This window comes from Paenibacillus sp. J31R98 (assembly GCF_056269245.1).
Map to the genome: position 1 here is coordinate 1,701,094 of NZ_JBWDNO010000001.1, position 19,103 is coordinate 1,720,196.

Here is a 19,103-nt window from a genome sequence, read left to right on the forward strand (position 1 = left end):
CTTAAGTCGTTGCGTACACTTCACGAATCGCATCCTCAATATCTGGCTCCTGCACGCTGAGATCCTGTATCGGCAGCTTCTGCGATAAGTCCGCGATGAGATCAGCCGCCGTAATGCGGGCTTTCTCGAATTGATACCAGAGCCGCAGCCCATCCTGCTTAATGATCTGAGCGGATTCATGCTCCACATCTGCGCAAGGATGCTGCAGATCAACGACGAGCAGACGCTTCGGCGTCAGCTTGCCGATCAGCTCGCCAATCGGGCCATCCTCGACGACTTTTCCGTGGTTGACGATAATAAGCCTGCTGCACAGCTCTTCAACATCATCGAGATCATGTGTTGTCAGAATAACGGTAATGCCGCGTGTCCGATTCATCTCTTGGATAAAGCCGCGAATTGCACGCTTCGCATCCGCATCAAGTCCAATTGTCGGCTCATCCAGAAACAGCACATCCGGAGAGTGGAGCATCGCTGCGGCCAAGTCACCGCGCATCCGCTGACCTAGCGAGAGCTGCCGGACTGGCGTATCTATGAATTGATCCAGACGAAGCACTTCGGTAAGAGTCTTCATATTGTCTTCGTATGTTTGATCATCGATCTGGTAGATTCGTTTGAGCAGCTCGAACGACTCGCCTAGGCGCAGATCCCAGTACAGCTGTGTTCGCTGTCCGAAGACTACGCCAAGCTTACGTACAACTGCCTTACGATCCGCTTGCGGTGAGACGCCGCATACGCGAATATGGCCGTCGGTCGGGTGCAGAATGCCGGTGAGCATCTTAATCGTCGTGCTTTTGCCAGCTCCATTCGGTCCGATATAGCCGACTATTTCGCCGCGTTCGATGGAGAAGCTGATCCCGTCCACGCCGCGCACATTTGTTTTCTCGGGAAAGAAAAGCCCTTTGAGAGCTCCGCGAAGTCCCCGTTCTTTCTTGACAATGACATATTCTTTGACCAAATCTGTAACTTCAATAACTGGCATCGCTGCATACCTCCCGCTTATGAACCTGCACTCTCGTAATTTCGTAGCCCGATCTTAAACATCCTTTGCGACAACCAAAAACAGAGAATCCCGATTATTGGCGTCCAAAGCGCAATGCTCGTCGGCAGCCCGAACTCCCCTGGTTTGGATAGAAATTCAATTGAAGGATAGAACGTAATGAAGCCGATTGGTATTAGGAAGGTGAACAACAGCTGGATCATATATGGAAAAATATTCAGCGGGTACATCGTCCCTCTCTCCAGCATCGAGAGCGCGAAGTCTACCATGGATGCGTTCCTCTTCGTCCAGAATGCAATCGTACCCAGCGTGATGAACAAGGCTGCCCGGATGAGGACGCCACCGATAATGACGAGGATGATTTTGACCGTGTTTAATAATGTCCATTCGAAGCCGACAAGATGGCAGCCATAAGCAAAGATCAGCACGCCTGGGATGAGATCAATGAGTCCAATAAAGTTGAAATAGCTGGCGATAAGCTGGAAGAACACGTTCATCGGCCTGAGCAGCAGCCGGTCGAAAGCGCCGTCTATGACCATTCCGTCCATATGCCAGGTGTTGATGAACAGCACCACATTAATCCCGTGACTGAGGAGACCTAGTCCATAGATGAAGGCAAGCTCTGGAAAGTCCCATCCATTAAGCGGCTGGAACCTGTCGACGATAATCTTCAGCACCCAGATGCCTGAGAAATATTGGATGGGAATCATGAGCAGCCAGCTGAACAGAAAGAGCGGATATTCGAGCTGACGCTGGATCGCAAGCCGGGCGAAGCATGCAGCAACTGAATAGTAGTGACGGATCGTCGCCATCTCGTCGTCAACCTCCTTGAATTAATGTTTTGGACTTGGTGTGGCGCCAGAAGAGCGCGAGTCCGAAATATAGAATTGCGATCCATAAACCTTGAATCGCCATTGCGCGAAGCGCTTCGGCCGGTTCGGTCGCACCGATATAGATGCCAAGCGGTGTTTGATAGGTGTATTGAAAAGGCAAAAACTTGGAGATGGTTTGCACCGATTGTGGGAAGAGCCACAGAGGAACGAGACTACCGGAGAGGACACGAACGATGGCGTCTTTGACATTCCCCATGTTGCCTAGCTCCATCACCCAGAAGGCGACCAAGCCGACAAGCGCGCTCAGCAGCCACAGAATCGCATAGCTTAACAAGCAGCTTGGGATGAAGAGCAGCATACCGAGCCAGGTTGACGGCAGCGGGACACCGAACAAGATGGATGCAACGAGAAACAGTGGAAGCACCTTATTCAATAAGGAGCTGAGCATGGCCCCGATGTCTTCTGCTAGGTAACAAGCAAGCAGCGGGACTGGCCGGTAGAAATCGGTAACGATCTTCCCCTCGCGAATCTTGTAATAGATCGTGTTCTGTACATCCGTGACGAACAAAGAAGCTAGCAGAATCGAGACAATCGTGTACGTAACCAGGTCGTGCAGCGTCATTCCGGCGCCACTGCCCGAGCCGCCGCTATAAGCTGCTCTCCACAGAAAGACGGACGCCACCATAAGAATGAGGTTTGTACCGACAGAAGCGAACACTTCAAACCGGTAAGTGAGTCCCGTCAACACTCTTAACTTCGTCATATACCAATACGCTTGGAACATAGATGCCCTCTCTTCTCTATCTCTATTGGCAAATCAGGTGTAATCCACCACATATTACCACTTCTTTCGAGCTGTTGTCATTCGATTTGCAGAAAAAAGTACAAGCTTCGATGGGTCGACTTCTATTATAATTGTTCTGGTAGTTAATCCGGTTAATTCTATGATTCATTTAAAAAATCACATCTATGTTTGTACACGTCAGATTATGTTAAAATGTGTCGTATTGGAGGTCATTACAATGAATATTAAACAAGTATTGGGTTTACCGGATTTACTGGACGTTCGGAAAGTTATCTGCGTTCAGCCGCATCCCGACGACAACGAGGTTGGAGCCGCAGGCACACTGCGCGAACTTGCGCTGCGAGGTTGTGAAATCGTTTACATTACCGTCACGGACGGCAGTGCCAGCGGTTCGACAGGCGCTTCCAGCCCTGAAGAGATCATTCGCATTCGAGAGCAAGAGAAGCAAGCAGCTGGCCAACTGCTTGGCGTATCGAAGCAGATCGATCTAGGCTTCCACGATATGGGCCATTATTCGGAGGAAGATGTGCTGAGCAAGCTTATCCCGATTATCCGCGAAGAGAAACCGGACATGCTGATGACCGTGGATCCGTGGATGCCATACGAAGCCCATCCGGATCATATGAAGACAGGCAAAGCGGTCGCAACAGCGATGCTGTTCGCCGCGAACAAGGTTCGCTTCCCTGAAGGCGAACCGCATAGCGTTCCCCAAATCGCTTTCTACGCGACTTCGCATCCAAATACGTTTATCGATGTTACTCCACATTGGGAGACGAAGCTCGCTTCCATCTTGGCGCATAAGAGCCAGTTCGATAATGAGGAATGGCCGATGCTTCGCATGTATTTCGAGTATCAAGCCTCACAGCTCCACAGCAAGCTGAATCTGGAGCAAGCGGGTTTCGCAGAATCGTTCAAGGTTCTTGCGAGCCAGCAGCTGCACTTCTTCCCAGCAGCCTTATACAGCTAGATTCGAACCAGCCATTCACCCTACTAGGAGGCATCTCAGCTATGGTATCCACGTCCAAGAAGCTTGCGTACTCACTGAACCAAATTGGACTTAGCGTCTTATGGCAGGCGTTCAGCGCTGTTGCCGTCTATTACTACGTTGACGTACTCCATGTTTCCGGCACTTCCATTTCGATCGGCATGATCGTCTACGGAATCTTGAACGCGCTCTTCAATCTGCTGGCTGGCCATGTCAGCGACCGCACGCGCAGCCGCTTCGGCAGACGAATTCCTTATATCTTGTTCGGCAGCCTCCCCTTCGGCATCGTCTTCTACTTCCTGTTCAGTCCGCCAGCGGTTGATACGACGATGCTGCTTATCTATTTCTTCGCGCTTACTTTAATCTTTGATCTGATCTACTCATTCATCGGGCTGAATACAGGCGCTCTGTTTCCAGAGATGTACCAATCAAAGAAAGACCGCTATCAAGTATCTGCCTATCAGCAAATATTCAGCATTATCGGTATGATCTTCGGCATAGCGCTGGCCAAATCGCTTGGATTATCGCTCGGCTGGAGCTTAACCGCAGGGATCTTCGCTTTGATCGGTATCGTTACACTCTACGCATCACTTTACGGTTCATTCGAGAATCCAGCCTACGCAGAGAACCCGCTGCGCTTCAAGGAAGCAGCCGTCACAACGCTGAAGAATAAACTGTTCACTTCCTACGTGGTTGCTAATTTGCTTATCCAGCTGACGACGACGATGTTCGTCTCTCTGACCGCGTTCTACACCAAATATGTGGTTGAGCTCTCAGCAACGCAGAATTCGATTTTCCTAGGGGCTGTCTTCATAGTAGCCATACCGATGTCATTCATCTGGGCGAAGAGCGGTCTCCGTTTCGCAACAGTGAAAGCCGCAATTCTCTCTTCCATTCTGTATGCCATCATCTCGCTCGGCTTTCTGTTCGCGCATTCGCCGTCTGCCGTTATCGTCATTGGCGCATTGCTCGGTATTCCTGTTTCAGGCTTCATGCTCTCACTTCACGTCCTCATCTCGGACGTTATTGATTACGACGCGGAGCGCTCGGGGCGTCGCCGCGAAGGTATGTATTACGGCATCAACGGCTTTATCATCCGTATCGGCATGTCGATTCAGTACGCGATTATGGGCATCTTCTTCGCGACTAGCGGCTTTGACGAGAATGCCTCATCGCAGCCTGACAGCGCGATTAACGGCTTCCGGTTCTTGATCGGGGGCTTGCCATTCCTTATTTTGCTAATTACGGTATGGTACTTGCGACAGTACAGCAGACGAGAGAAGCAGTTAAGAGGAACGAATCTATAGCGTAGAGAGGCGGTTGAACGATGAAGAGGACACCGATTTCATTCCAGATCGCATCTGTGCCGCTTGCCATACAGCCCTATCTAGAAGATGCTTCCTTCTATGACAGCAGCTGCTCCGAGGATGCTAGAACTTATTTTGTTGAGCGATCAGACTTAAACCATGCTTTCCTCAAGATTCACAGACGAGGCGTATTAGAACGAGAAGCGGCCATGACCTCTTTCATTCATGAACACCAGCTTGCTCCCAAGGTGATCGCATACCATTCGGATGAACAGCATGATTACCTGCTGACAGAAGCAGTCAGCGGCGACGACGGAGCAGAGCAGCAGCATCTGAGTGATCCGCACCGGCTGGCGACGGTATTCGGTCATTATCTGCGCAAGCTTCACTCGCTGAAAGCGGATGGCTGCCCTTACTCGAATAAGACGGAAGACTTCTTATCCGACGCGCGGAGCAAGGGCAAGGATCTGTCACTGCTCGAAGCGGCCAACTACATCCCAACCGATGATACCGTTACACACGGAGATTATTGTCTGCCTAATATCATCATGAAGGACTTCGAGCTGCAAAGTTTCATTGATCTTGGAGATGGCGGAATCGGTGACAGGCATCATGATCTCTATTGGGGACTTTGGACGCTTCATTATAACTTGAAGACTGACCAGTATGACGATCTATTCCTGGATGCATATGGCAGAGACCATATTCACGAGAACGGTATCGCCTATTTCGCGAAGCTTATGGAACTGATGGAATGGTAGCCTAATCTTAATGAAAAAGCCCTCGTCCTGTTTAATAGGACGAGGGCTTCGTTGTTTATTTGACAGTTTCCAGTTCACGATTAAGTCCGAGCAGCTCGGAAGTTGAGGAATGAAGCTCATTAATCAGTTCCGGATACTTCACGAGTGACAAACCGTAGGAAGGAATCATTTCTTTAATCTTCGGCTCCCATGCTTTCATCTCTTGCGGGAAGCATCTGTTTATGACTTCAAGCATAACGGATACTGCTGTCGAAGCGCCTGGCGATGCGCCAAGCAATGCCGCGATGGAGCCGTCTGCACCTGTAACCACTTCCGTACCGAACTGCAGCGTTCCTTTGCCGGCTTCTGTATCCTTAATTACTTGAACACGCTGACCTGCCACGAGAATGTCCCAATCTTCGCTCTTCGCGTTCGGAACGAACTGGCGAAGGTCTTCCATACGCTTCTCCTTAGAGAGCATTACTTGCTGGATGAGATATTTCGTGAGCGACATACTCTTCGCACCGGCTGCCATCATCGTAACAACGTTGCTTGGCTTGACCGATGTGATCAGATCGAACATCGAGCCCGTCTTCAGGAACTTCGGCGAGAAGCCTGCGAATGGTCCGAAGAGCAGCGATTTCTTGCCATCGATGAAGCGAGTATCCAAATGCGGAACAGACATCGGCGGAGCGCCAACCGGCGCTTTGCCGTATACTTTCGCATGGTGCTGTTCAACCACTTCCGGGTTCGTACAGACCATGAACAATCCGCTTACCGGGAAGCCGCCGATACCCTTGCCCTCTGGAATTCCGGATTTCTGAAGCAGATGCAAGCTACCGCCGCCGCTGCCGATAAAGACGAACTTCGCCTTGTGGCGTTCAACCGCACCCGTACCCATGTTGCGAACTTTCAAATCCCACTCGCCATCACGCGTACGTTTTATATTATTCACAATGTGGTTGTAATTTATTTCAACATTCTTCTCTTGCAGATACTCAAACATAACCCTTGTAAGAGCACCGAAGTTAACATCTGTTCCAGTGTCGATGCGTGTTGCCGCGATCGGATCCTTCGGATTGCGGTTCTCCATAATGAGCGGAATCCACTCTGCCAGCTTCTTCGGATCATCCGAATATTCCATGCCTTGGAACAGCGGATTGCTGGACATCGCTTCGAACCGCTTCTTCAGGAAGCTGACGTTCTTCGTCCCTTGTACCATGCTCATATGCGGAATCGGCATGATGAACTCTTCTGGATTGCTGATTAATTCCTTCTTGATCAGATACGACCAGAACTGTCTGGAGACTTGGAACTGTTCGTTAATCTTGATCGCTTTCGTAATATCGACGGAGCCGTCCGGCTTCTCGTCTGTATAGTTCAATTCGCATAAAGCCGCATGTCCGGTGCCCGCGTTATTCCACTCATTGGAGCTTTCTTCGCCTGCGCTTGCAAGCTTCTCGAACACTTTAATTTCCCATTCCGGTTTCAATTCTTTCAGCAGTGCCCCGAGTGTCGCGCTCATAATTCCGGCACCAATTAGGATAACGTCTGTTTTGGATTGTTTGTGACTCATTTCTACCTTCCCTTACATGCTAATATTTTGAAGAAAAGAAGTAGGCGCATTGCAAATGCCAAGAGCTGATCAACTAGCTGTGCCTGCAGCCGTACTTTTCTCGGTTCATAACCAGTCGTTCGTCGGTCAGCGCTATTAATTACATTCTATTATATGATAGTTAGTTGTTATTTAAAAGTCGGTAAATTTCTGTGACAGAATCCTATAGCTGTTAACATGTGAGATACTGCCCAGTACATCCGAAGTTTGACATGCCTGTCATGAAATGTAGCTCGGGACATGCTTTGCACCTGTCCTTTAGCTGTGCAAGGCACCAAAAAAAGCAGCGACCGATGGTCACTGCTTCATAGGATCCGAGTCTGCTGCGTCGGACTCGCCGGTATTTGTAGCTTTAGACGTTTGATTAGAAAGTTGCTTCTTCGGAGTCGGCTCCGTTTTCTTCTTATTCATCTGCTTGCTTGGGAGCGCCAGCTGCTGCTTGTTCCGCTTAATCGGAGCAGTTGTATCCATTTTGCTCGCTGCAGTTTTGTTGGCTGCTACTTTGTTAGTAGCAGTTTTATTAGTAGCTACTTTGCTAGAAGCCGTTTTGTTGGGATTTTTCTTTGCGTCTGTTTTCTTTGCATCTATTTTCTTTGCTGCGGGTTTACTCGTCGAAGATGTCTTCTTACTCTTATTATTTTTCTTCTGCTCACGGATAATGGGTTGCATATGATCCAGATAGAATAACTTCTCTTTATTCTCTTTCACCGCGCAAGATTCTCTTAGCTCAGTAATTTCATCCGGCTCTTCAAACGTTTCCGAATCTTTGATCTGTTGCAGCTCCGCTGTCGTAATCGGTTGCTTCACGACGAGCACATGCATCATCATCTGATTCGCTACATTAAACTGTGACTGCCGAAGCAGTGACAGCTCCTGTTGATCGAAGCCACTGTTGTACGCCGGAAAATAAAAAAACTCCATGCGCATCAGACGCATATCTATCATCGGCTGTTCATTTTCCACTTCTATTACAGGCTCGGACCATGGCATACTCTGTGCAATCATATACTCATCATCCTGGCTAAGAATACGATCCGTACTCGTAGTCCAATAGCGCGGCGAATGCTCATTAAATAGCTGCTTGAATTGCGGATTAACGATATGACTGCTGACATGCGCATAAGGAACAACCATACAGATGATCGCTTTGTGCCGGCAGACTCGGTACAGCTCTTTCAATACTTCCACTAAGTTGTCTGCATACTCCAAGCTGTGCGAGGCCATAACGAATGAAACCGAATGATCCTTCAGCGGCAGTCGTTCATTGAAATCATGCACAAGATCGACACCAGGATACGCAATCCTGTCGATTCCGTAACTGTCGTGGAATTTATGGGCACCGCAGCCCAAATCGATTCTCATGCCAATTCCTTCTTTCTCATTTCCTGTTTCTATTAAGCTATTCACCTCGCAATCTACCGGACTATGTGTTTGTTCGCTAGCATTGACCTATCTTAATTGCTATTTTTCATTAATTGCTTGCCAGCCTGCTTAGCTTTGTGTTACGATACACCTTGTGTTCAGAACACATCTTCAAAAATGCGGAGCCGTGGTGTAGTGGCCCAACATGCCTGCCTGTCACGCAGGAGACCGCGGGTTCGAATCCCGTCGGCTCCGCCATTCCTATTCTTCTGACCTAATATGAAATGAAGTTATCGCAAAGAGCGGCATTGCCGCTCTTTTTTTGCGTTTACCTATAAATTAATCAGCGGCAGTTATCGACTTGGAACCACAAAGTCGTTAACTGCCGCTTTTTCAATTCTCATGTGCCGGTTGATCGATAAATTGATGGGTTCGCAGCAAGGTGAATTGACTCGCCAGATAGGCTGGCGAATAGGGCATATCATGACGAATCCAGGACACAATTGTGCCAATTAAGGCAGAGGAACCGTACCAGATAGCAATATCCTTCTGAATGCCCGCCTTTGTAATGGAAGAACTCGGTCCTGCCTGCTCCACTCGGGCGGCTACAGATTCAGATAACATTTTCAGCAAGCGTTCCGTAAAGATCGGCGTTCGCTTCGTACCCAGCACCACTTTGTAGAATTTCTTGTTCGCTGCGATATGCTCGAGCAGGCTAATAAACTTATGCGAATCCGCATCCTCAGCACTGCGGTTTACTTCGAGGGATTTATCGATTACCACTTGGATCTCTTCAATCATATCGTCCGCCATCTTCTCCAGCATATCGGGAATGTCGCGGTAATGCAGATAGAATGTGACCCGATTAATGGTGGCCTTCTCTGCGATCTTGTTGACCGAGATCTTCTCAAGCTCCATTTCTTGCAGCAGGTCAATCAATGCATCTTTAAGGAGCTGGCGTGTCCGAATGATTCGTGGATCAGTCTTAGGCTTCGTCGGCTCAGTCATAACCACCATTTCCTTTCCTAGTTCTGGAACAACAATATCCCATTGATCTGTTGTTTAACTGACCTGTAAGCGACACTCGCTTGTTAAAGTGACAATTAATTGACATTCCAGCTCAATGTGTCGCTTGTAAGAACCCGCAAACTGACTATAATCTAATTCATACAATGTTTATTATGTTACACGTTGTAAATTAAGTCTATCACTATTTTAGGGGAGATGGAACAAGTGAGTACTACAAAACTAGACATCAGTTCCGTTAAAAAGGGGCCAATCCTGTTCATTATGATTCTCGGCGCCTTTCTTGCGACACTGAATCAAACCGTCATGAGCGTTGCGACACCGGAGCTTATGAAAGACTTCAGCATTACCGCGGCAACCGCACAATGGCTGACCACGGGCTATATGCTCGTCAACGGTGTACTTATTCCGATTACGGCTTATTTCATGCAGCGATTCTCGACGAGGCAGCTATTCCTTGCTTCGATGATTATTTTCTTAGTCGGCACGGTCGTATCCGCACTGGCTGGAACATTCCCGATTCTATTGACCGGGCGGATGATACAAGCTGCTGGAGCCGGTATCATTATGCCGCTGCTCATGAACGTCATCCTCACGCTCTTCCCGCCTGAGAAGCGCGGTGCCGCGATGGGCATGATGGGCTTCGCGATTATTTTCGCTCCGGCAATCGGCCCGACGCTCGCAGGTTATCTGCTTGAGAACTACGCTTGGCAGTCGATGTTTTACGGTATGATTCCATTCGCAGTGATCGTTATTATCTGCGGTCATGTCTTCCTGCGGAACGTATCTGAACGCCGCGACACTCGAATTGATATCATGAGCGTGCTGCTGTCGACCGTTGGTTTCGGCTTATTGCTCTACGGCTTCAGCCGCGCGGGTTCGGCAGGCTGGTCAAGCGCTGAAGTTATCAGCTCAATCGTAATTGGCGTTGTTGCGCTCGCTGTATTCACTTGGCGCCAGCTCGTATCGAGTAGCCCGCTGCTTGATCTGCGCGCCTTCAAATTCAACATGTTCACGCTCACGACCATTATCAACGTGGCAGTGACGATGGTCATGTACGCAGATATGATGCTGCTGCCGCTCTACCTTCAGAACGCTCGCGGCTATACCGCTCTGGAATCCGGCTTGCTGCTCCTGCCTGGTGCGCTCGTGATGGGCTTCCTGATGCCGGTTGCCGGCAGACTGTTTGACCGCTTCGGCGCCAAATGGCTCGCGATTGTCGGTCTGATTATCACGATTGCCACGACAATCGGTTTCGTTGATTTGACAGATTCGACAAGCTACACGTATCTCGTTCTGATGTCCACAGGACGCCGGATCGGGATGGCGCTGCTCCTCATGCCGATTACGACAGCAGGTCTTAACCAGCTGCCTAACCGCCTGAATGCGCATGGTACCGCGATTTCCAATACGATTCGCCAAGTTGCCGGCGCTGTAGGTACTTCCCTGCTCGTTACCATCATGACGACCCGGACAACAACACATCTGACAGATATGATGGCTTCCGGTAGCGCCAATGATACGCAAGAGCATATGGTCATGGAAGCGTCGATCCAAGGCATCAACGACGCTTACCTCGTTATCGTAGCAATCGGTGTCGTCGGTCTGCTGCTCTCCTTCTTCATTAAGAAGGTGAAACAGGCGAATGAAGAAGAAGTCACTGTTCCGCTCAAACGTGCAGTGGCCAAAGAAGCTTAAGCGCGCAACGAAACTAAGGGCTGTCCCAGAAGTCATCACAGATGACAATGGAACAGCCCTTTTTCTTATGTTCAAGTATGGTTATGGTATGAAATGAACAAAATAAAGAATCCGAGCTTAAAGCCATATCGAAGCTTGAAGCTATAGTAAAATCAACCAAATACTGAAGAACAGCATGGCTGAACCTGCTTCTGCCAGGATGATTTTGACAAAAACCGGATCATTCATGACAAGCGTCCATCTGTACAATCCGATCCCTAGCGCAAAACATGCAATCATCCACACCAATCTCCACCTGAACAGATACAGATTCACAGCATTCGCTCCCTTCACTGCATTTCCTACATACTTTCAGCATATAGGTTCCATCTAAACGAATTGTGAACCAGATATTAACTTTATCTTAACTATCAGCTTGTGAGCTTCCTGAGCTTCTCGAGAGCAACAAAAAACCCGCCAAATACTGGCGGGTTCTAGAATAGAGCTGAAGCTTACAGAAGCAAGCCCTTCTCTTTCAAGTTCAGGTAACTCACAGTTGCCGTCTCAAGTCCGGTCAAATTGCGCAGCTGATCCTGCTCGACCGTCATCCATTCGACACCGATTTCTCGTGCCGCTTCGATGGATTCCTTGATCTGAACGACACCTGTTCCGACCGCTGTCCACTTGCCAATCTCATCTGTAGCGTAGACATCCTTCAAGTGAATCGCAGGCACGCGTCCTGCCATCTTGCGAAGAATATGCGCCGGTTCTGCGCCGCCAAGCGTAATCCAAGCGACATCGAGCCTAAAGTACAGATTGCGCGGGTCCGTATGCTCTGCCAAAATATCAAGCGCGTACAAGCCATTGAATGTCTTCTGGAACTCATGCGCGTGATTGTGGTAGCAGAAACGAAGTCCTTCCGCAGCGAAGCGCGCGCCTGCCGCATCATACAGCTCCGCGTCGAGCAGCAGTTGATCACGTGACTCAGCAATCTCCCACCAATAGGTAACATCCTTCGTTTGCAGGGCATGCGCCTCACGAATGACATTATCCAGCAGCTTCTCATCACGCAGTTGTTCTTTGTTCACGCTATGCGTTGCAACTTGAAGTCCAAGTTCGTGGAACCGTGCAACGTTCGCCAGAGCATCCCCATTCAGCAGCTCTGAGCCGCCTTCAATGCCTTCATAGCCGATTGCAGCGACACGCTCCATCGTTCCCCAGAAGTCTTGCTTCGCTTCTTCATGAACAATACCGATTAATCCGAGCTTTGGTCTAGTCATTGTCAATTACACGCTCCTATTTGGCGAATTGGCCATTCTCCAGCATTGTAATGAAAGGGCTGTCCGTAAGATCGGCGGACAGCGGCAGCATAACGCGCGCATTCCGGCGAACGGACTCATAGATGGCAAAGATAATTTCAGACGCACGAAGCGCTTTGCGGTGCGAAGCTTCCGGTTCCTCGCCAGATTGCAGACAGTCAATCGCATGGTGGACATAGCCGATCATCTGATCCGACATGGAGGACAGCTCCATCTCCGGCTTCCAGGAAGAATCGGAGTAGTTCACGCCTCTGACGATTTGGCCATCCCACATCACTTCGATGAAGCCTTCGGAACCGATTACCCGTACGCCAGCCCAGATCTTCGAGACATCGCCATCCGGTTCCCATGTGTCAATGGCGCCAGAATAGAGGTTCGCTTGGACGCCATTAGCAAAAACAACCTGGCCTGACGCGCCGCACTCGGACGGTACGTTGAACCAGTTGTAAATTTCGGTTGTATCCACTGCGCCTAGTACCGATTTCGCAGGTGTCTCGTTCATATAGCTAATGGCTTGATCGAAAGTATGAATGCCGCAATCTAGCAAATTCGGCGGAGAGTAGAGGTCAAGTCGAATCACTTGTCCGATACGGCCTTCCGCAATGAGCCGGCGAACCGTTTGATTGCCTTTGGCAAAGCGCCGCTGCAGCGAGAATGTCAACTGGCAGCCCGTCTCTTCCGCGATACGGCTCATCTCTTGGCACTCGCCCCAAGTGGCAGACATTGGCTTCTCACAGAGAACGGCTTTCGCGCCAGCTTCCGCACAATCCCGGAATACCGGCAGGTGAAGCGGTGTCCAGAGACAGATGAGAACGACGTCCGGTTTCTCCTTGTCTAGCATTTCCTTATGATCCGTATAAATGTTCCCTTGGAATCCAAATTCCGTATTCAACGTTTCAGCAGATGCTGCTGAGATATCAGATAAGGCAACAACCTCGAGTCTGCTGTCAGCTTTAATGCCGATCGCGTGCTCATGTGCGCGTTTCCCGCAGCCGATAAAAGCGACCCGGTAGATAGAAGAATTGCTCACTTCAATAATCCTCTCCTAAAACTGGATTTATTGGAACCAATTGAAACGTTTCAACTTCTCTATAAGAATACTCAATTATTATAGCGCTTTCAATATAAGAATTGAGATATGACAAAACTAGACAAACTACGAGCGAAAAGCCCGCCATACCTTAAGGTATAGCGGGCTTTTCTGTCATTTTAATAACACGATTCTGCTATTATTTGAACCATTTCGGCAGTTTCACAAGCAACAATTGAAGCACGAGGACGCTAACCGCACCGACTAGTATCGCATTCGATAGCAGCGTTCCCCAGAATCCAGGCAGCGATGCCAGATTCGATGGCAGCGCGATGGCTAGAAGCAAGGAAATACCAGCGACAGTGAGATTCGCCTCCGTCCGTTCCATCTTCATGAGCAGCGAGATGCCTGACATGAATAGCCCGGCTGCCGCCGGCAAGAACAGACCTCCGACGACGGCTCCGGGAGTTAAGCCGAGCAGCGCGCCAGCTTTCGGAACGAAGCCGAGGACGAGAAGCAGCCCGCCTGCCCAGATGACCGGATAACGAGATCCGGTCCGAGTTAGACGCAGCAAGCCGACGTTCTGGGCATAGGCTGTCGTTGGCAATCCACCTAACAGCGATGAAGCGATCGAGCCTGCCGATTCGCCGATAAAGCCGCGTCGAAGGCGGTCGTTCGTCAGCTCGATATCTGTAATCTCAGAGGCTGCTTGGTAGACGCCCATCGCCTCCATTATCGCTGCCAAGTAGGCAACCATAAATGTGAGGATGACGGTTGTATCCCATTCAAACGCGCCATACGGCATAAACTCCGGCAGTCCGAACCACGCCGCCTCTCTGACGCTGCTGAAATCCATTCCGCTTGTGAATGCCGCAAGTAGATCTCCAGCAAGCAATCCGATCAGGAAGGCATATCGCTTCCACCAGCCGCGCCCGAACACGGATAACAGCGTAACAACTATCGCAGTCATGATCGATAGCGTCAAGGTGGACGCTGACAGGAAGCCTTCCTCACCAGCACTTCCGCCTAGAAACTCATACATCGTGAATTGCGCCAAAACAACGCCGACCACACAGATTACAGTACCAGAGACGACAGGCGTGAACCACGAACGAAGCTTGCCGATCAGTCCGGTTGCAGATAGGAGAAATACAAGAATCGCGCTAATCAACATCCCGCCATAAGCGGCAGCTAATCCCGGCGCTTTGCCAGTCGTTATCATCAGCGTATCGAACGAAGCCGATGGCCCTTGTACAATCGGCAGCTTCGCGAGGCGCGTCGCTTGCAGCAGAGTCACAAGTCCTGCTACAACGAAGACCGTGTTAATGAACGAAGTCGTTGCGATCGGAGTCATGCCGATCATCGCCGCAATGAATAACGGATCGAGCCAAACATTAGATACGAACACATGTTGAAGGCCAAGCAGTAAGCCTTGGACTTTACCAACCTGCTGCTCGACTTCAAGCTTGATCTCTTCGGGTGCTGTTGTCATTGCTACTCGCCTACTCGCATGGTATTGCCGCCGGTCCATCGTGAAGTTTGGACGGCTTGCCGCAGCTCGCGCGCTGCGGCAGTCGGATTCTCCGCATGCGAGATCGCAGTGATGAAGGACACGCCGTCCGCACCAGCTCGGATGACCTGTCCCGCGTTCGCTGCTGTGATACCGCCGATACCGACAATCGGGATATGGATCCCATTCTCGCGCATCTCAGCAAGCACCTGCAGCCCAGATGCTGCCTTGGCATCTTCCTTCGTTTGCGTCGTGAACAGCGGCCCAACGCCGATATAATCAGCGCCTGAACGGATTGCAGCTTCCGCCTCGGCAACGTTATAAGCCGAAACTCCAAGCAGCTTGCCGCCAATTCGCTCACGCACCGCAGCAGCGCCTTCGTCCTCTTGCCCGACATGTACGCCATCTGCATCGATCGCAATCGCCAATTCCACATCATCATTTACGATAAAAGGAACGCTATGCCTCCGGCACAACTCACGCATCCGATAGGCGATTTCCACCATTGCCTCGCCCTTCAACGCGCCAGTTCCTTTCTCGCGGAATTGGAACAGCGTAATGCCGCCTTCAATAGCTTCCTTCAGCACTTCCATTGGATCCTTCAAACAATTGTTGCTGCCCATTATGAAATACACTTGCAGCGCCTCACGAATCGCCGCATCATGCCATGTTCGTTCACTCATCAGTTGCTCCTTCTCTCCCGGTAAGCCCAATGATTCGTTGGACCATGTCCTTGTCCGAGATGCAGCGTATCTTCAATTGCCGCTTGGATGAACGCTTTCGCCACCGGTACAGCATCGAGCACCGAAGAGCCTTTTGCCAGTTCTGCGGTGATCGCTGCTGCGAATGTGCATCCCGTGCCATGTGTATGTCTCGTCGCCTTACGCTCGCTGCGGAATTCGTAGAAATCGCGGCCATCATAGAGCAGATCGACAATTTCATCGGCTTCGGCTGGATCATGCCCGCCTTTCATCACTACATGCTTCGCGCCATAGGCTATTAGCTTCCTAGCTGCTTCCTTGCGGTCATTCAGCGTGATAATCTGCATCTCCGTGAGCAGCTCCGCCTCCGGGATATTCGGAGTAACCACGTATGCAAGCGGCAAGAGCGACTCTTTCAAAGCGCGAATCGATTCTTGTAGCAGCAGCGCCGCACCGCCTTTGGCAATCATGACCGGATCGACGACGACTTTCTCCCACTTATACTGCTGCAGCTTCTCCGCTACACAGACGATGATATCGCTAGAGAAGAGCATCCCTGTCTTCACAGCATCTGCACCAAGATCCGTGCCGATCGAGTCGATTTGCTGAGCTACCGCCTCGGTCGATAGCGGGTAAATCCCTTGCACGCCAAGCGTGTTCTGTGCAGTCACGGCCGTTATCGCCGACATGCCGAATGCGCGCAGCTCCTGAAATGTCTTGAGGTCGGCTTGAATGCCAGCGCCGCCCCCGCTGTCTGACCCTGCAATGGTTAATGCTCGTGCGACATTCATACGGTTACTCGCTCCACTTGTCCCAGTCGCTCAATATCTTCAGCCGATACGCGTGCCAATTGATTCAGGAACTCAATCTGGAAACTGCCTGGCCCTTGTTCAGCTGTCTTCGCAGCTGCAAGCTCGGCCGCTACGCTGTACATAACAAGCGCCGCTGCCGCCGCCTTCACGAAATCAGCCTCAGCCGCAGCGAACGCGCCGATAACCGAAGTTAGCAAACAGCCCGTGCCAGTAACGCGCGTCAGAATCGCATCTCCACCACGAACCACATAGGCCGCTGACCGATCTGCGACCACATCTTCTTTGCCTGTGATTACGATAATGGCGTTCAATTGCTCCGCTGCATGCTTCGCAAGCTCCAGCACATCGCCGTTTCCTTCGCCAGCGTCGACGCCTTTAATGCTCCACTCGCGACCGACCACATTGGCGATCTCAGCGGCATTCCCGCGCACGATATCAACGCGAAGCGTATTCATCAGATCTCTTGCGGTCTGCGTACGGTAAGCTGTCGCGCCTGCACCAACTGGATCAAACACCACCGGAACTCCGTGCGCATTCGCAGAAGCGCCAGCCAGCTTCATCGCTTCGACCTCTGTGCTGTTCAATGTTCCGATGTTAAGCACGAGTGCGCCTGAGAAAGAGGCAACATCAGCGACTTCCTCTTTGGCGTAAGCCATAATTGGCGACGCTCCAAGCGCGAGCAGCCCATTCGCTGTAAAATTCGTAACCACCACGTTCGTAATATTGTGAACGAGCGGATTCATTTGCTTCATTCTTGACCAGATCTGTACCACTTCTTGATTATTCATCTACCCCACGTCTCCCTCACATGATATTAATGATATAGATTAAGCATTAACATGCCTGAGCAACAAAAAACGCTCCACCCGCAACAAATTAGTCGCAGGCAGAGCGCATTAATAAACGCATGCTTCAGCAGTACCCTTCCTACGATGGCATTACCCAACAGGTATAACGGTCTACGACAGGTTAGCCGTACTCTCAGCCTGCTATCCGCAAGCTCCCGCGTTTATTCAATTGTGACAAGTGTAGTCTACCTTTTTGGAAAATGCAACAAGATTATTTGTTGGGCTGGATTGGAAGATATATACGAAAATGTAATGTCCGTAAACCATTTTCATTGCTAAGCTGGCTGCTCTTAGCGGGCAATGCCCTACGAGTGCGAGTAACCCCTCTCTCAGCGCTGAATTCACCGAGAATTCGAGCTGAGAGAGGCAATATCCTCTCTCACTCCTGAAAATGCTCCTCTTCGCGGCGAAATGCCCTCCGAGTGCGGGTAAACCCTCTCTCAGCGCTGAATTCGCTGAAAATTCGAGCTGAGAGAGACTATATCCTCTCTCACTCCCGAGAATGCTGCTCTTCGCGGCGAAACGGCGTCCGAGTGCGGATAAATCCTCTCTCAGCGCTGAAATCGCTGAAAATTTAAGCTGAGAGAGGCAATATCCTCTCTCACTCCCGAGAATGCTCCTCTTCGCGGCGAAATGCCCTCCGAGTGCGGGTAAATCCTCTCTCAGCGCTGAAATCGCTGAAAATTCGAGCTGAGAGAGGCTATATCCTCTCTCACTCTTGAAAATGCTACGCTTCGCGGCGAAATGCCCTCTGAGTGCGGGTAAACCCTCTCTCAGCGCTGAATTCGCTGAAAATTTAAGCTGAGAGAGGCAATATCCTCTCTCGATTATTCAACACGACCCTAATTGCTTTGATTTAAGTTGTATGTTCGGATTTTTTTCGTCCCTCTACCAGCGGGAAGTAGCAGTTTCTTTTGAAGCATGCGGTGAATGATCAGGTATGCCTGGTCTCTACTTAGTTGCAGCAACTCCATCACATCACGCGGGCGAATCGGACGGTCGAGGCGCAAGGCGTGGCGGAGGATTTCTGCTTCGATGAGATCGTTGAGACTGCTGGTCGAAGAGCGGTTGCTGCCAAGCCAACTGCCCATGAATTGCTGCAGCGTTTGTTCGCACATGCGCGGCCGTTCGTTCACATCGTCATAGGAGAACCGGAGGATTTGCCATCCGTCGATAATGAGCTGATTTTGGCGCATGAGTGAGTCAGCGAATTGCCAGCGAGTGGCTTTAGCGGCGTGAGGGCCGTATCCGTCGATTTCAATCGCAAGTTTGATAGGTGCTTGTATGAAAGCGAAGTCCAGAAAACGCGAACCGTCTTTGAAATCTGCTACCTCGTACTCTGCTTGAAGATGGTCGAAGCTTCGGAAAGCAGGATACCACACCTGCTGCAAAAACAACTTTTCCGCATGCCCATGCCCTTCCACTAACCGATGCTTTCTATCACCTGTTGCACCGACTCTCTGCTTCTCTAACCAATGTTGATAGGCCATCTGAAAGTTCATCGTCGAACGCTCCTCGCTTTAATAAAATAAAAAA

Annotated in this window: 18 protein-coding genes and 1 tRNA gene; 5 read left to right on the top strand and 14 right to left on the bottom strand. The window is 50.3% G+C overall.

The annotated features are described in order from the left end of the window. Position 1 precedes the first annotated feature (1 nt). From AC0YNX_RS07680 to AC0YNX_RS07690, 3 genes are read right to left on the bottom strand one after another with little or no spacing between them, the layout of a single operon-like run. Positions 2-979 carry an ABC transporter ATP-binding protein gene (locus AC0YNX_RS07680; protein ID WP_475815033.1) on the bottom strand — a complete coding sequence of 326 codons (978 nt, stop codon included), beginning with the start codon at positions 977-979 and terminating at the stop codon, positions 2-4. Between the two features lie 17 nt (positions 980-996). After that, a complete protein-coding gene (locus AC0YNX_RS07685; RefSeq protein ID WP_475815034.1) occupies positions 997-1,809 on the bottom strand; it encodes an ABC transporter permease in 813 nt (270 codons plus the stop codon). A gap of 7 nt (positions 1,810-1,816) precedes the next feature. Next, positions 1,817-2,593: an ABC transporter permease gene (locus AC0YNX_RS07690; protein ID WP_475815035.1), complete on the bottom strand. Its 777-nt coding sequence runs from the start codon at positions 2,591-2,593 to the stop codon at positions 1,817-1,819. A 259-nt stretch (positions 2,594-2,852) separates the two neighbouring features. Between AC0YNX_RS07690 and AC0YNX_RS07695 the strand changes: the two genes are divergently transcribed. Genes AC0YNX_RS07695 through AC0YNX_RS07705 form a run of 3 tightly spaced genes read left to right on the top strand, consistent with a single transcriptional unit; the run spans position 2,853 to position 5,688 of the window. Continuing rightward, on the top strand, positions 2,853-3,602 hold the full coding sequence (locus AC0YNX_RS07695) for a PIG-L deacetylase family protein (RefSeq protein WP_475815036.1): 750 nt from the start codon (positions 2,853-2,855) through the stop codon (positions 3,600-3,602). 41 nt (positions 3,603-3,643) lie between these two features. Next, positions 3,644-4,927 carry an MFS transporter gene (locus AC0YNX_RS07700; RefSeq protein ID WP_475815037.1) on the top strand — a complete coding sequence of 428 codons (1,284 nt, stop codon included), beginning with the start codon at positions 3,644-3,646 and terminating at the stop codon, positions 4,925-4,927. 20 nt (positions 4,928-4,947) lie between these two features. Beyond that, positions 4,948-5,688 carry an aminoglycoside 3'-phosphotransferase gene (locus tag AC0YNX_RS07705; protein WP_475815038.1) on the top strand — a complete coding sequence of 247 codons (741 nt, stop codon included), beginning with the start codon at positions 4,948-4,950 and terminating at the stop codon, positions 5,686-5,688. Positions 5,689-5,743: 55 nt separating this feature from the next. Here the strand turns inward: AC0YNX_RS07705 and AC0YNX_RS07710 are convergent, their stop codons facing one another. Both AC0YNX_RS07710 and AC0YNX_RS07715 read right to left on the bottom strand, forming a co-directional pair. Then, positions 5,744-7,243, bottom strand: a complete 1,500-nt coding sequence (locus AC0YNX_RS07710; protein WP_475815039.1) for a malate:quinone oxidoreductase — start codon at positions 7,241-7,243, stop codon at positions 5,744-5,746. 336 nt (positions 7,244-7,579) lie between these two features. Further along, entirely contained in the window at positions 7,580-8,644 is a 1,065-nt protein-coding gene (locus tag AC0YNX_RS07715; protein ID WP_475815040.1) for a class I SAM-dependent methyltransferase, read from the bottom strand. Positions 8,645-8,825: 181 nt separating this feature from the next. On the opposite strand from AC0YNX_RS07715, the gene AC0YNX_RS07720 reads away from it, so the two are divergent. Next, positions 8,826-8,902 (top strand) — tRNA-Asp (locus tag AC0YNX_RS07720). Positions 8,903-9,037: 135 nt separating this feature from the next. Here the strand turns inward: AC0YNX_RS07720 and AC0YNX_RS07725 are convergent. Beyond that, complete coding sequence (locus tag AC0YNX_RS07725; RefSeq protein WP_475815041.1) at positions 9,038-9,652, bottom strand: TetR/AcrR family transcriptional regulator; 615 nt, start codon at positions 9,650-9,652, stop codon at positions 9,038-9,040. Positions 9,653-9,868: 216 nt separating this feature from the next. Here AC0YNX_RS07725 and AC0YNX_RS07730 point away from each other — a divergent pair, with 216 nt between their 5' ends. Further along, complete coding sequence (locus tag AC0YNX_RS07730; protein WP_475815042.1) at positions 9,869-11,368, top strand: DHA2 family efflux MFS transporter permease subunit; 1,500 nt, start codon at positions 9,869-9,871, stop codon at positions 11,366-11,368. 141 nt (positions 11,369-11,509) lie between these two features. Here AC0YNX_RS07730 and AC0YNX_RS07735 read toward each other — a convergent pair whose 3' ends face one another. The 8 genes from AC0YNX_RS07735 to AC0YNX_RS07770 all read right to left on the bottom strand — a co-directional run bounded on the left by AC0YNX_RS07735 (position 11,510) and on the right by AC0YNX_RS07770 (position 19,069). Further along, a complete protein-coding gene (locus AC0YNX_RS07735; RefSeq protein WP_475815043.1) occupies positions 11,510-11,647 on the bottom strand; it encodes a hypothetical protein in 138 nt (45 codons plus the stop codon). Positions 11,648-11,859: 212 nt separating this feature from the next. Then, entirely contained in the window at positions 11,860-12,627 is a 768-nt protein-coding gene (locus tag AC0YNX_RS07740; protein WP_475815044.1) for a sugar phosphate isomerase/epimerase family protein, read from the bottom strand. 16 nt (positions 12,628-12,643) lie between these two features. Continuing rightward, positions 12,644-13,696, bottom strand: coding sequence for a Gfo/Idh/MocA family protein (locus AC0YNX_RS07745; RefSeq protein WP_475815045.1), 1,053 nt, complete (start codon positions 13,694-13,696; stop codon positions 12,644-12,646). Positions 13,697-13,895: 199 nt separating this feature from the next. Further along, entirely contained in the window at positions 13,896-15,188 is a 1,293-nt protein-coding gene (locus tag AC0YNX_RS07750; protein ID WP_475815046.1) for a uracil-xanthine permease family protein, read from the bottom strand. Between the two features lie 2 nt (positions 15,189-15,190). Next, entirely contained in the window at positions 15,191-15,889 is a 699-nt protein-coding gene (gene thiE / locus AC0YNX_RS07755) for a thiamine phosphate synthase (RefSeq protein ID WP_475815047.1), read from the bottom strand. After that, positions 15,889-16,698 carry a bifunctional hydroxymethylpyrimidine kinase/phosphomethylpyrimidine kinase gene (thiD, locus tag AC0YNX_RS07760; RefSeq protein ID WP_475815048.1) on the bottom strand — a complete coding sequence of 270 codons (810 nt, stop codon included), beginning with the start codon at positions 16,696-16,698 and terminating at the stop codon, positions 15,889-15,891. The genes thiE and thiD overlap by 1 nt, the downstream gene beginning before the upstream one ends. After that, positions 16,695-17,507, bottom strand: coding sequence for a hydroxyethylthiazole kinase (thiM, locus tag AC0YNX_RS07765; protein ID WP_475815049.1), 813 nt, complete (start codon positions 17,505-17,507; stop codon positions 16,695-16,697). Before thiM ends, thiD begins: the two co-directional genes overlap by 4 nt. 902 nt (positions 17,508-18,409) lie before the next feature. Further along, entirely contained in the window at positions 18,410-19,069 is a 660-nt protein-coding gene (locus AC0YNX_RS07770; RefSeq protein WP_475815050.1) for a DNA-binding response regulator, read from the bottom strand. Positions 19,070-19,103 lie beyond the last annotated feature (34 nt).